Annotated in this window: 13 protein-coding genes; all 13 read left to right on the forward strand. The window is 31.9% G+C overall.

Features of this window, described 5'->3' with window-relative positions; translation table 11 throughout:
- Positions 1–86 precede the first annotated feature (86 nt).
- The 13 genes from ABFG93_RS13295 (at position 87) to ABFG93_RS13355 (ending at position 14,493) form a co-directional block, all read left to right on the forward strand.
- Complete coding sequence (locus tag ABFG93_RS13295; RefSeq protein ID WP_347548506.1) at positions 87–830, forward strand: YveK family protein; 744 nt, start codon at positions 87–89, stop codon at positions 828–830.
- A complete protein-coding gene (locus ABFG93_RS13300) occupies positions 820–1,521 on the forward strand; it encodes a CpsD/CapB family tyrosine-protein kinase (protein ID WP_347548507.1) in 702 nt (233 codons plus the stop codon). Before ABFG93_RS13295 ends, ABFG93_RS13300 begins: the two co-directional genes overlap by 11 nt.
- A 382-nt stretch (positions 1,522–1,903) precedes the next feature.
- Positions 1,904–2,572, forward strand: a complete 669-nt coding sequence (locus tag ABFG93_RS13305; protein ID WP_431522003.1) for a sugar transferase — start codon at positions 1,904–1,906, stop codon at positions 2,570–2,572.
- A gap of 445 nt (positions 2,573–3,017) precedes the next feature.
- Entirely contained in the window at positions 3,018–3,947 is a 930-nt protein-coding gene (locus ABFG93_RS13310) for a glycosyltransferase family 2 protein (protein WP_347548508.1), read from the forward strand.
- 5 nt (positions 3,948–3,952) lie between these two features.
- On the forward strand, positions 3,953–5,272 hold the full coding sequence (locus ABFG93_RS13315) for a nucleotide sugar dehydrogenase (RefSeq protein WP_347548509.1): 1,320 nt from the start codon (positions 3,953–3,955) through the stop codon (positions 5,270–5,272).
- A gap of 33 nt (positions 5,273–5,305) precedes the next feature.
- Positions 5,306–5,875, forward strand: coding sequence for a CatB-related O-acetyltransferase (locus ABFG93_RS13320; RefSeq protein ID WP_347548510.1), 570 nt, complete (start codon positions 5,306–5,308; stop codon positions 5,873–5,875).
- Between the two features lie 33 nt (positions 5,876–5,908).
- Entirely contained in the window at positions 5,909–7,015 is a 1,107-nt protein-coding gene (locus tag ABFG93_RS13325; RefSeq protein WP_347548511.1) for a glycosyltransferase family 4 protein, read from the forward strand.
- 37 nt (positions 7,016–7,052) lie between these two features.
- Complete coding sequence (locus ABFG93_RS13330; protein WP_347548512.1) at positions 7,053–8,024, forward strand: glycosyltransferase family 2 protein; 972 nt, start codon at positions 7,053–7,055, stop codon at positions 8,022–8,024.
- Positions 8,025–8,174: 150 nt separating this feature from the next.
- Entirely contained in the window at positions 8,175–9,323 is a 1,149-nt protein-coding gene (locus ABFG93_RS13335) for a glycosyltransferase family 2 protein (RefSeq protein ID WP_347548513.1), read from the forward strand.
- Positions 9,324–9,372: 49 nt separating this feature from the next.
- Positions 9,373–10,599: an O-antigen ligase family protein gene (locus ABFG93_RS13340; RefSeq protein ID WP_347548514.1), complete on the forward strand. Its 1,227-nt coding sequence runs from the start codon at positions 9,373–9,375 to the stop codon at positions 10,597–10,599.
- Positions 10,600–10,618: 19 nt separating this feature from the next.
- Positions 10,619–11,974: an oligosaccharide flippase family protein gene (locus ABFG93_RS13345; RefSeq protein WP_347548515.1), complete on the forward strand. Its 1,356-nt coding sequence runs from the start codon at positions 10,619–10,621 to the stop codon at positions 11,972–11,974.
- Positions 11,975–12,116: 142 nt separating this feature from the next.
- Positions 12,117–13,493 (forward strand): UDP-glucose dehydrogenase family protein, encoded by a 1,377-nt coding sequence (locus ABFG93_RS13350; RefSeq protein WP_347548516.1) that lies wholly within the window; start codon positions 12,117–12,119, stop codon positions 13,491–13,493.
- On the forward strand, positions 13,468–14,493 hold the full coding sequence (locus ABFG93_RS13355) for an SDR family NAD(P)-dependent oxidoreductase (protein WP_347548517.1): 1,026 nt from the start codon (positions 13,468–13,470) through the stop codon (positions 14,491–14,493). Before ABFG93_RS13350 ends, ABFG93_RS13355 begins: the two co-directional genes overlap by 26 nt.
- The last annotated feature ends 212 nt before the right edge of the window (positions 14,494–14,705 follow it).

Here is a 14,705-nt window from a genome sequence, read left to right on the forward strand (position 1 = left end):
ATTTTACTTATTTTATGTGTTATAGTGGAAACTGTGTTTGAATTAGTTACGAATTAAAAATAATTTCGATTGTTTTGGAGGCATCTATGGAAGAAACTATTAGCTTAAAGGAAATTTTTGCAGTTCTTAAAAAACGTCTATCTCTTATTCTATTAATTACGCTTCTTGCAACTGCAACGAGCGGTATTGTCTCATATTTCCTGCTTACCCCAATTTATCAAACTTCAACCCAAATTCTAGTAAATCAAAAAGCAGACACGGAAAACGGTTTTGATTATAACCAGGTGAAAACTAATGTCGAACTCATCAATACATATAATGTCATCATAAAAAGCCCCACTATTCTAGATCAGGTAGTGGAAGGTTTGAATCTCGATATGTCTACTGGTGACTTAAATGAAAAGATCACTGTGAGCAATGCACAAAACTCTCAGGTTGTTTCGATTGAAGTAAAAGAGCCAGATCCAGCCCAGGCAGTGAAGATTGCAAATACCACGGCAGAGGTTTTTGAAAAGGAAATCAGCAACATCATGAATGTGGATAACGTTAGTGTGCTTTCTGAAGCGAATTTTGAAGGAACGCCAAGCCCAGTAAATCCAAAGCCAGTATTAAATATGGCGATTGCGCTTGTGGTCGGTTTGATGGTCGGTGTCGGTCTTGCCTTCCTATTAGAATACCTTGATAACACAATTAAAGATGAAAATGATATTGAGAAGTTACTTGGATTGCCAGTACTAGGTACAATTGCAGTTATTGAAGATAAAGAAGTTGGCTCATCAAAAGGAAAACATGCAAAAAAGTCAGTAAGGGGTGAAACGGTTGAGTCGTAAAAATCGAAAATCCATTCATGTTGATAAAGAAAGAAGTTTATTAACACACCAGAATCCGAAATCACCAATTGCTGAGCAATACCGGACGATTCGAACCAACATTCAATTTGCATCAGTTGAAGAAGAGATCCGTACGATTATGGTTACTTCTTCTGGACCGATGGAGGGGAAGTCAACAACGATTGCGAACCTGGGCGTTGTAATGGCGCAACAGGGGAAAAGCGTTTTGATTGTGGATGCTGACTTAAGAAAGCCGACGGTTCACTATACATTCCGAACTATGAATACGAGAGGAATTACTAACGTTCTTACACGTCAGGCAGAATTAGTTGATGTGACACAAGAAACAGAAGTGCCAAATCTTAACGTATTAACTAGTGGTCCTATTCCGCCAAATCCTTCAGAGCTTCTTGGTTCAAAAGGGATGGATAGTCTCATCGAAGAAGCATTGGTGCATTATGATGTTGTCCTTTTTGACTGTCCTCCTATTCTTGCGGTGGCTGATTCGCAGATTGTTGCGAATAAGGTGCAGGGGACTGTGCTTGTAGTTAGTAGTGGGACGACGGATAAGGAAGCTGCGGTTAAGGCGAAAGAACGGTTGGAGAGTGTGAATAGTAAGTTGCTTGGGGTTGTGTTGAATAGGAAGAAGATGAAGGATGGTAGTTACTACTATTATTACGCTCAAAAGTAATTATAAATGGTGATTTTTATTTATGGATGTTAACAAACACTAATGCTTACTTGTCGCATAGATAGGGAGCTGATAAGTTGAAGTTTTCTGAGCAGTTAGCTATGTCAATTCGGTATATAAAACAGGATGCATCTGACCAAAAACTACTTGAAAGTCAAAGGTACTTAATTATTCTTTAGAGGAACGTATTAAAATCGCTAAATTCGAATTAACGAGCGAGTGAATAACCTCCATCAGCTGACTTATTACACAGTTTTGGTTTTCAAAGTTGTCAACTAATATATTAATCCTCTCTTTATATTTACTACTAATTAGTTAAAAAATGAGGTACTAAATTTAGAGTCGGGAAAAAATCTGGTGATTATTTAAAGGAGTGAGTTGAGTGTTTATAAATAGGGATCGAAATGATCTACATGAAGAATTTGCAGTAGCAATTGATGAAGCGCTAGTTCAAAAGTATTCATATCCAAGATCTGTTTATCCATTAGTTAAACGTCTCATGGATATCATCTTGTCTTTAATTGGGCTAGTCCTTGTAGCTCCTATATTATTATGTTTCTGTGTAGCTATTAAACTTGAGACACCTGGTCCAGCATTTTATTCACAAGAGCGTGTTGGGCGTAATGGGAAGTATTTCAAAATTATTAAATTACGATCAATGGGTCTAGATGCAGAGATAAAAGGCGCTCAATGGGCAATTAAAGATGATCCCCGTGTCACGAAAATAGGTGCCTTCATTCGTAAAACAAGAATCGATGAAATACCGCAACTATTAAACGTTTTGCAAGGTGATATGAGTATGCTCGGACCACGCCCTGAGCGTCCTATGTTTACTGCGCAGTTTAATGAGGAAATTCCTCATTTTGTTAAACGTTTAGCAGTAAAACCTGGGGTTACAGGTTGGGCTCAAGTGAATGGTGGGTATGACATTGACGCAAAAGAAAAGTTGAAGCTTGATCTCTATTACATAGAAAACAGATCTCTTAAAATAGATTTTAAAATAATTGTAAAAACAGTTAAAATTGTGTTCACTGGTGAAGGTGCAAGGTAATATAACGGAGTTTTAAATTTCAAAAGTTGATAATAACTAATACGATAATTTTATTGCGAATAACTTGAAGTTTTGGTAGCAAATTAAATGAACTAAAAATGGTTTTCATCTTGTTAATAGGCCTTTTGAGAACAAGTTTTTCTTGAGTTCCTCATTCTTGGTCATAAGTAGGAGTTTTATTATGTACAATCAGAAAACAAGTTTATTTTCGCAACAATTTTTAATACAATTTCAGCTATTTTATTTATTAAAGCAATAATAAGGTTATAATTTATAGTTTAACCAGAATATTGAATCGGAAATGAAGCTTAGTTTGCTTTACAAAGGGAAATGTAAATTCTGTATTATGAGTAATAGAACGATATGTAATTATACCTAATCTATTATAATGTTAATTGTGCCTGAGAGGTATGTAAGGTTATGAGTTTAAGGAGATAAAGTTAAAATGAATGTATCAGACAATCGAGTCAGCGTCATAATTCCAACATATAAACGTGAGGTCAAATACCTTTCAAGAGCTATTGATTCAATAAAAAAGCAGACATATATAGATACAGAAGTAGTAGTTGTAGATGATAACTCTCCCAATTCAAGTTACAGAAAAGAAGTAATGCTATTTATGCAACAGTACAAAAATGATTCAAAAGTTATTTTTGTAGTGAACGCAGAAAATTTGGGAGGCTCATTAGCAAGGAATAATGGTATAAATGCAGCGACGGGACAATATATAACATTTCTGGATGATGATGATGAGTATTTACCAAAAAAAATAGAAAAACAATTAAAATTTATGATTGACAATGAATGTGACATGTCATTTACAGATTTAAAGTTGGTTAACGAAAAAAAAGTGGTTATTGATTACAGAGAATACACTAATTTAAAACACTTTGACAACCAAAACTTATTAAAATTCCATATATTGAGACATCTTACAGGTACTCCTACTTTTATGTACAAAGTTGGAAAGCTAAAGGAAATTGGAGGTTTTGAAGACGCAAAGGTTGGACAAGAGTTTTATTTAATGCTTAAATCTATAGAAGCGAATTTGAAAATTCGATATTTAAATCAATGTGATGTAATTGCGTATAGACATAACAATGGTGGTATCTCTTATGGAATAAATAAGATAATTGGAGAAAAAACACTATATAAGTTTAAACAGAATTATTTTTATTTATTTAATAAACGTGAATTAAAGTTCCTTCGATTTAGGCATAACGCAGTTATGCTAATTGCTACCAAACGAAATAAAAATTACTTTTATTCTTTATTATACGCTTGGAGAATGATTGTTTCTTCACCAGTAGATTTTATTATTGAGATAAGAGAATTCACAAGAAAAATTTTAGTGAATCGGAAGATAGGAGAATGAAATTTATGAGTTTATATGAAAGAATCCTAGAAAAAAAAGAGAAAATTTCTGTTATTGGTTTAGGTTATGTAGGAATGCCATTAGCAGTTGCATTTGCTGAAAAGGTTGATGTAATCGGATTTGATCTGAATGAAAAAAAGGTAAGCCTATATAAATCGGGTATTGATCCAACAAACGAAATTGGGGATAAAAGAATCAAACAAACAAAAGTAGAGTTTACTGTAGATGAAAGTAAGCTTAAAGAAGCGAAATTCCATATTGTGGCAGTTCCTACGCCGATCAACTTAGATAAAACACCAAATCTTTCTCCAGTTGAAGGAGCTAGCAGTATTATTGGCCGTAACTTATCTAAAGGTTCAATAGTAGTCTATGAATCAACTGTTTACCCTGGAGTTACAGAAGATATATGTATTCCTATACTCGAAAGGGAATCTGGTTTGCAATGTGGGAGAGATTTTAAAGTTGGATACTCTCCAGAGCGTATAAATCCAGGAGATAATGTTAACACACTAGATAAGATAGTTAAAATTGTTGCCGGTATGGATAAGGAAAGTTTAAATGAAATTGCTGAATTATATAAATTAGTGGTTGAAGCAGGTGTTCATAAAGCTAGCTCAATCAAAGTTGCAGAAGCAGCTAAGGTCGTGGAAAATAGTCAACGAGATATTAATATTGCATTCATGAACGAGCTTGCTATGGTTTTTGACCGAATGGGAATAGATACAAAAGATGTAGTTGAAGCAATGAACACAAAATGGAACGCACTTAAGTTTCAACCAGGCCTTGTTGGAGGGCATTGTATAGGCGTAGATCCATATTATTTTGTCTATGAAGCTGAAAAATTAGGTTATCATAGTCAGATCGTTCTAACTGGTAGAAAAATTAATGATGGTATGGGCGAGTTTGTAGCTGATGCAATTATAAAAAAAATGATTTTAGCAAACAAAACCGTTAAGCAGGCAAAAGTAGTTATCTTAGGACTCACATTTAAAGAAAATTGTCCGGATATAAGAAATTCAAAAGTTGAAGATATTATAACTCGATTGAATGAGTTTGGAGTGGAACCAGTCATTGTTGATCCTTATGTAGATACTAGGGAAGCTAAACTTGAATATGGGGTTGAAATTGTGCCATATGACATGGTTAATGATGCGGATTGTGTTGTATTTGCTGTAGCTCATGATGAGTTTAAAAACATGAACATGGATCAAGTGGATAGAATGTTCAAAACATCCAATAACGAAAAAAAAGTTATTGTTGATATTAAAAGTATTTTAAATAAGCGCGAAATTGAAGATCTTGGATATAGTTACTGGAGACTATAATCAATATTTTTTATCTGAGGTAAGGTGAATTATATGGAATTTATATTAAAAGCGTTGTTTAGGATATATAGAATACTAATAGGAAAAAAAGGGGTATATGGAAAGATAGGTATAGGTAACAAGTTTACAAAAGGATTATTCATTGAAGAAGCGGCCCACATTGGTAATTATAATTATATAGGGCCGTATTCAATGATTAACAATGGGTATATAGGAAATTATTGCTCAATAGGACCTAGTGTAAAGATTGGACAAGGAAAACATAGCCTTGACTATATAACTACATTCCAAAAAATAAGTTCTGAGTTAATTGGACATTCATTAAAAACAAGTCCAACTAAAATTGGTAATGATGTTTGGTGTGGTGCTAATGTAGTAATAATGCAAGGGATAAAGATAGGAGATGGTGTCGTTATAGGCGCTAATGCTGTCGTTACAAAAGACATACCTGACTATGCAGTTGCAGTTGGTATACCAGCTAAAGTGATTAAATATAGATTTTCGCCAGAGACTATTAAAACTATTAAGAATAGTAAGTGGTTTGATAAAGATATTGAAAAGGCAAAAAATACAATTAGGCTACTAGAAAAAGAGCAATTATAATATTAATAGTTTAATTTGGAAATAGGTGATTGTTTGAAAGTTCTGCATATCAACTCTAATTACTTGTATACAACTCTTTTTGATAAAATGGTTCAACATTTAAATCTTCTAGGGGTAAATAATACAGTTTTTATGCCGACAAGTGGGAAAATAAATTTTGTGATTCCACCAAAAGAATTTGTTCATCATCCAGTATCATTTAATAAAAAAGATAGTTATTTTTTTTATTTAAAGCAAGCGAAAATATTTAAGAGTTTAAAGCTAAACTTGGATGTAACAAAATTTGATTTAGTACACGCGCATACCTTATTTACTGATGGATGTATTGCATATAAGTTGAAAAAAAAATACGGATTAAGATATATAGTAGCAGTTAGAAACACGGACGTTAATACCTTCTTTAAGTATATGGTACATATGAGAGGGCTTGGTATAAAGATATTAAAAGAAGCTGAAAAGATAATTTTTCTTTCGGAAAGTTATAAAAAATTAGTGTTAGAGAAATACGTCCCTAGAAAAATAAAAGCGGAAATTTCTTATAAATCAGAAGTTATCCCTAATGGTATAGACGAATTTTGGTTTAAGAATAAAGGTGATAATAAAGATTTAGTAAATAAATATAGCTTGAATTTAGTATATGCAGGTACTATTAATAAAAATAAAAATATAATCAATACTATTAAGTCAATAGATATATTAGAAGAGGAAGGTTACAGTGTAATTTTTACTGTAGTGGGTAGAATTGTCGATGATTCTATATATCAACAAATTCTGAGTAAACCTTATGTGAAATATATAACTCAAAAAGCAAAAGAAGATCTCATAGATATCTACCGAAAGAATGATATATTTGTAATGCCATCCAAAACAGAAACTTTTGGTTTAGTGTATGCTGAGGCAATGAGTCAAGGATTACCAATAGTCTATACTAAGAATCAAGGTTTTGATGGCCAGTTTAAAGAAGGTAAGGTAGGCTTCCATGTTGAATGGAATGATCCACGTGAAATTGCGGATAGAATCATTGATATATCAAGAAAATACAAAGAATTATCGATAAACTCTATTGAATTAAATGGAAAATTCAATTGGATAGAAATCTCTCAAAAGTATAAAGTCTTGTATAAATTATCTGCAGAATAATTTTATGTTAACGCTGATTTTTAAAGAGGTGAAAAATATGTTTTTTAGTATAATAGTTCCTGTTTATAATGTAGAAACTTATTTAAGGGAATGTGTTGATAGTATACTATCGCAAAATTTTAGTGGCTATGAATTAATATTGGTAAACGATGGTTCAACAGATAGTTCAGGAAGTATATGTGAAGAGTATGCTTCATCTTATAGTAATAAAGTAAATGTAGTCCATAAAGAAAATGGAGGACTTTCTGATGCAAGAAATTTTGGTATTGATCGTGCGTCAGGCGAATATATAATTTTTGTTGATAGTGATGATTATATAACTGAAAACTCCTTAAATATAATTCATGAAAAATTATCTGAAACAAATAACACAGATATTCTTATTACACGTCTAATGCAAATATACCCAGATGGGTCTGAAAAATATATGGATAAGGACATGCCTACTTCCATATTAAACAATAGTAGTAAGGACGCTATTATAGAATGGAATTATAATAGTTCTCAGACAATATGGCCTGCTACACGTTATATTATCAAAAAAAGTGTTATAGAGAAAAATAATTTAGCATTTAAGAAAGGCTATCTTCATGAAGATGTAGACTGGACAATGAAATTGTTTTTATATGCTGAAAAATTCCAGTGTCTGAAACATTATTGGTATGTCCATAGAATGGAAAGAGTCGGTTCAATTACAACCAAGCCAAATGTTAAAAGGGTATTAGATGTTATAGAGTTAGTCTCACTAAATATAAATAACCCTTCATACAATTTATTAAATAACTCTTCTCAAAAAGTAATGAATAGTAGGCTTGTAACCTCTTTATATTCTTCAATTAGTAAATACAATGTTTTCAACAAGGAAGATAAACAGAAAATTGAAGACGCTTTGAAGAAAAATTCCAATATTTTAAAATATGCCTCAAAACCTAAACACAAGTTATTATTCATGGTTACTAGGGTAATCGGAATAAAATTCGGATTAGGTTTAATTCGTTTTTTTAATTAATTAATTTAATACCAGTAAGAGAGAAATTGATATAGCATGTATAACCTTTTTATTTAGGCTGCTCCTTATGTTTACTGTAGTATGTCTTTTTGAAACTATATGCCATGAAATTTTAAAGACAAGATAATTTGTATTTTTAGGAGTTATAGTATGAATTTATTTAAAAAAATCTTTTATAAATTTCCTTTAGCAACTAGGCTGTATTTTAGAGAACATTTAGGTTATAAAGCACCCTTTAAATTATTTCTTCTTAATAAGAAATTAAACAGGGAATATAAAAATTATAAATTTAATAAAGACAGTGGACTTGAAGTTAAAGATGGTATCGAAAAATGGTATCAATCATTCAAGAAATTTCTGAGTGCTCAACCAAATGAAAGTGAAGTTGCATTTGAATTCTTTAAAAATAATATAAGTTTACTAAAGTCATCTGATTTAGAAACAAATAAAAAAGAGGTTACCTTATTATGTGTGGTTAAGAATGATTTGCTGAAAATAAGAAAGTTGGTAGAGCATCATAGAAAGATAGGCATCAAACATTTCGCTATACTCGATAATGGATCAACTGATGGAACAATAGATTGGTTAAAGGTACAAGAGGATGTTGATTTATTTTGTGTTGAAGATAAATATACAACTAATAGAAGAGAAGCATGGATAAATAGACTTATTGCTTACTATGGTTTAAATAGATGGTATCTTATAGTAGATTCAGATGAATTATTCGCGTACCATAATATGGAAAACGAGAAAATAAGTTCACTAATAAATCATTGCGAAAATAATTCCGTTAATAGGATGCGTGCAGTAATGATTGACATGTATGCAAATGATCAATTTTACTTATCATCTGATGATAAAGCTGATTATATAGACAGTTGTAGATATTTTGACTTAAACAGCTACAAGTATGAAAATCGGGATTTTATAGATCTAGTTACTGGAGGACCTAGGGGCAGGATATTTAAACAAAATCCATGGTTAACTAAATATCCACTTTGCTACTTTGAAGAAGGCGACATTCAAGGAAAGTCGCATTTTTTGTTTCCATTTAGTAAGAATAAAAACACTAAATGTTCAGTAGTTCTTCTGCATTATAAATTCTTACCAAATGATATTGAGAAATACAGGCAAATATCACTAGACGGTAATTATTTTAACGGTAGTGTGCAATATAAAGAGTATGTAGATTATATAGATAATTCTACCAATTTATCTTTTATAAATGAGGAAACACAGGAGTTTAATGGAACAGATTCTTTATATAAAATTCCAATTCTCGAAAAAATCAATCTTTAGTGTAAATTAAAATAAGAATTACACATTAAAGTAAGTTAGGAAAGTTGATATGAAAATTAGTAAAAGTAAGCTATCTAAATTCCATATTATTTACTTAGGGATATTTATTATACCTTTTCAATATCTAATGAATTATGCGATTTTCACTTCTGTATTAATAGGCATATCTGCTTTAAGTATGGTTACTCTAATAAGAAAAGATAGTATTCTTACACTTACAAATTTCATCATCGGTTACTTGATACTAATAATTTTCGGTCTAATTAGTACATTTTATTCTGGTGATCCAACATCTTCTTATTCTATTTTAATTCAGATAATTCCATATTACTTTTATTGTTTTGTACTTTCTTGGCATATATTGAATATTCCATCTAAGTCGCTTGATAGAATCGTGATTTCCCTAATAACTTTCTTAGTTAGTACGATAATCATTTCAGTTTTAGCACTTATTAATGAATTAGAAGGATTTAATCAGTGGACAAGAATCGGCTATAAAACATTTAATGATCAGTTTACAATGTTTACGTATTATTTAATGATTGGTCTTTCAATTTCAACTTGGCTCCTTTATAAACAAACAAGTAAATTCAAAAAAATTAGTATGTGTATCACATTAAGCTTTCTCTATATTATTAGTGTTCTGACAGCAATTCGTAAAGCGATAATAATTCCAGTTATATTCTGGGTAGTCTTTGTTTACATGGTTTCAATAAACAAAAAAAGAATAATAAGAGGAATCGTTATATTAATAGCAGGGTTTACTCTATTTATGTTAGCCTATTCATTGTTATTAAATAATGAGTATTTTGCGTCCACAGTTGGAAGGCGAATAGAGGGGTTTATTGCTGGTTTGCAAGGTACAGGGGAAGCTGATAACTCATTTAATGTTAGACAACAATTAGTTATTAGTGCAATAGAGTGTTTTAAAACATATCCTATAGGTGGTTATGGTTTTGGAGCTTTTAGAGATTATGCTGATAAAATGATTGGAGTCAACTTATATGCTCATAATAACTATGTAGAGTTGCTTGCTTCTTCTGGAATTATCGGTTTTAGTATTTATTATGGTTGTGTGATTTTAATATTTAACAAACTTTATACTCGCTTTAAAATTAATAAGAATCCCATATATATCCTTGGAATTGCATTTTTAATTTCATTACTTGTAAATGATTTTGCAGTAGTCAGTTATTTAAGTCTTCCATACATGGTTATGTTAACTATTCTATCTTGCTTGGGTCATTGCAGAGTGAATAATAATCAAGAGACTTAGCGGTTAAGGTGGATGTAATATGAATTTTAAAAAAATATCTATATCTAGTAGTATGAAGAATGTAGGTAAAATTTCATTTGGAACTATATTGGGCCAGTTGATTTCAATTATATCATTACCTATCTTTACTAGACTTTATGGTGTTGAGGTTATTGGATACTTTGCGTTATTTAATGCTACAGCAATTATTGTTAAATCCTTTTCCGATTTAGGATTGACTAATGCGATCATGATAGAGGAGAGTGAAGAATCAGCAGGAAAGACTTATAAAGTTGTTTCTACAGTTAGTTTAATAATTAGCTCCATAGTAGGGGTTTGTGTATATACCTTTTCAGAAGTGTTTTTTGGTACAGTTGATATAAATAATATTTTCGTTGCCGTTACTATAACAATTCTTATATTCACATCACAACAAATACAATTATGCTATACATGGTTAAATAGAAGGAAACAGTATGACGTTCTAATGAAAAACCCGATAATTAATAATACAATTGCTTCCGTATTAGGATTAATATTAGGTTTAATAGGTTTTTTAGAATATGGTTACTATATAAGTATTATGGTAGGACAAATTTTTACAATAGTCCATATGAAACGATTCTTACCTAAAGGTTTTTTTTGTTTTGACACGAGACATTATCTTCAATCCTTTAAAAAACATAAAAATTTTTTAACTTATCAAATGCCTTCCAATATTTTTTTGCAGATAAAAGGACAATTGCCTATATTATTAATAAGCATATTTTTTGGATCTAAAATATTAGGATACTATTCTGTGTCAATGAGAGTGTTAGGTATGCCAATAACGCTATTGGCTAATTCACTCGGAAAAGTATTTTTTCAAAGGGTCTCAGAATTAAATAGAAAAGGTGAACAAGTTGGAGAATTCACCCTCCTAAGTTTAGAGAAAGCGATGAAAATTTCTTTTATACCAATTGTCATGATGTTAAGCTTGGGTGATTTAGTTACTGCTTTGCTCTTTGGGGAAGATTATATAGTATCTGGTAATATTTTGAGAGTAATGACATTATATGGATTTTTCTTGTTTTTATCCATGTCAGTGAATGGAGTAGCTATTGTAATAGATAAACAAAAATATCTATTAGTTTCCGGTTTTTTTCAAATTTTGGGGATTTCAAGTGGTGTTTGGCTAGGTGCAAAAATATTCAATGATATTTATTTTAGTTTATTAGGTTTAAGTATGACCTTTATTATAATTCAAATTGTTTATTTTTGTGCTATATTTAAGGTTAGCAATATTAAGATCAAACGCTATTTGTTACCACTTCTAAAAGCAATCCTGGTTATTTTCGTTATATATTTTGTAATTAGAAGTGTATTATTATTCTTAGGTATAGTAGATACTTATTAATATTACTAACTTATAGAGTACAGTAATTAAATTAAGTCTTTGAGGTTTGATGATGAAAATTAATATTTAAATATTTTACTTATTGAATTTATGATTCAGAAGATAATTCTATTAAAAATAACACTGTGAAAGGGGAGGTATAATGTATAGGATTGCAGTAGCAGGAACAGGCTATGTTGGCTTAGTAGCGGGGGTGTGTTTTGCCGAAGTAGGACATAAAGTAGTTTGTGTCGATATCGATGAAGATAAAGTAAATATAATGAAGTCAGGCGTTTCTCCAATCTATGAGGCTAATTTAGAAGAGTTAATGCAAAAGAACTATGCAGATAGAAGAATTGATTATACAACAGATTATATGACTGCCTATAAGGATGCGGACGTGATATTTGTAGGTGTAGGTACACCAGAACAACCGGATGGTTCCGCAAATTTATCTTATATAGCTACTGTTGCGCGGCAGATTGCTGAGACTATTGAAAAAGACTGTCTTGTTGTTGTAAAGTCTACTGTCCCAGTTGGAACAAATGATAAGGTTGAACAATTTATAAATGATTTTCTAGTCAACGATGTGAAAGTAGAAGTGGCGTCAAACCCAGAGTTCCTGGCGCAAGGTTCTGCAGTGCACGATACGCTTTACGCAGAAAGAATTATTATTGGTACTGAAAGTAAATGGGCTGAGGAACTTTTAACTAATATTTATAAACCTTTTAACTTACCAATTGTTTCTGTTAATAGAAGATCTGCAGAGATGGTTAAATACGCTTCAAATGATTTTCTAGCTCTTAAAATCTCCTATATGAATGATATTGCAAATCTTTGTGAATTAGTTGGGGCAGATGTTCAAGATGTAGCAAAAGGCATGAGCTACGATGAGCGGATTGGTAGCAAGTTCTTAAACGCAGGTATCGGATTTGGTGGTTCATGTTTCCCTAAGGATACTAAAGCTCTTGAATATCTAGCAAGACAAAACGGCTACGAGCTAAGAACCGTGAAGTCTGCTATCGATGTGAATACAGATCAGAAGACATTGCTATACAAAAAAGCTAGTAACCGATTGATTACATTTAACGGTCTTAAGGTAGCTGTACTAGGATTAACCTTTAAACCAGGAACAGATGACTTAAGAGAAGCGGCTTCACTTGAGAACGTACCTTTATTATTAGATCAAGGCGCAGATATCTATGCATTCGATCCTGTTGGTGCAGATAATTTTGCTAAGTTGTACCCAGAAGGTTCTAACAGAAAAGGTAGCATAACCTATGTTGATAGTGTAGAGGCTGCATTAGAAGATGCAAATGTTTGCTTTGTCTTTACTGAATGGGGAGAAATTAAAGCGATGACCCCTGAATCATATAAAAGTTTAATGAGAACTCCTCTCGTATACGATGGTAGAAATCTCTATAAAGTTGATGAGATGAAAGAAGCTGGAGTTGAATACCATTCCATCGGAAGAATGCCAGTGTATAGAGAAAGTGAAAAGGAGTCGAGAAACAATGAGTTACAAGCCTCTAGATACTAATAAAACATATCTTGTTACTGGAGCAGCTGGTTTTATTGGATTCTATCTATCTAAGAAACTATTAGAACAAGGGTGCAAAGTAATCGGTATCGATAACATCAACGACTACTACGATGTGAATCTAAAGTATACACGTCTTGAGGAACTGAAACCTTCTGAACATTTTACCTTTGTTGAGGGGGATATCTCTGACAAAAATGAAATTACTACTATTTTTGAAGAGTACAAGCCAAATATCGTTGTAAATCTAGCTGCTCAAGCTGGTGTACGTTATTCGATTGAGAATCCAGATGTCTATATTCAAAGCAACGTTATCGGTTTTTATAATATTCTTGAAGCATGTAGAAATCATCCTGTTGATCATCTAGTTTATGCATCTTCTAGTTCCGTTTATGGTGCAAATAAAAAAGTTCCGTTTGAAGAAACTGATTTCGTGGATAACCCGGTTTCACTATATGCATCTACGAAGAAGTCAAATGAGTTAATGGCTCATACGTACAGCCACTTGTACAATATTCCTGCGACTGGACTTCGTTTCTTCACTGTTTATGGTCCAATGGGACGTCCGGATATGGCTTACTTTGGCTTTGCGAATAAATACTTTGCTGGTGAACCAATTAAAGTGTTTAACAATGGCGATTTTGAGAATGATCTCTATCGTGATTTTACGTTTATCGATGATATTGTTATCGGTATTGAGAGACTACTTAACAATTTTCCAACCGAAAATGTGCCACACAAGGTTTATAACATCGGCAATAACAGTCCAGAGAAGTTGATGGTATTTATTGAAACCTTGGAGAAGTGTTTGAGTAAGGCAACTGGTAAAGAAGTTGAGTTTAAGAAGGATTTTGAACCTATTAAGCCAGGAGATGTTCCTGCTACTTATGCTTCTACAGATGCATTGCAGAAAGCAGTAGGATTTAAGCCTGAAACTTCAATTGAAGAAGGTTTGCAGCAGTTTGCTGATTGGTATGTGAATTATTATAAGATGAAGTAATCGACCAGTGAAAAACTAGTCTTTTTCCCTCCGTTTTGTTAGCTAACTGTAAATGGTGTCTGGTTTCCATGTTTATACAAGAATATAGTTCAGACGGTTAAATGAGGCCATTATTAATCTAATTCAGTTAGCTGAATTAATCTAAGGAATGCATTTAGAAATGGATATAAAAGTAATGAAAGAGTGTTATGGATATTTATTTGAGATTGAAA

Origin of the sequence: Pseudalkalibacillus hwajinpoensis (genome assembly GCF_039851965.1) — a bacterium.
Taxonomy (GTDB): Bacteria; Bacillota; Bacilli; order Bacillales; family Guptibacillaceae; genus Guptibacillus; species Guptibacillus hwajinpoensis_E.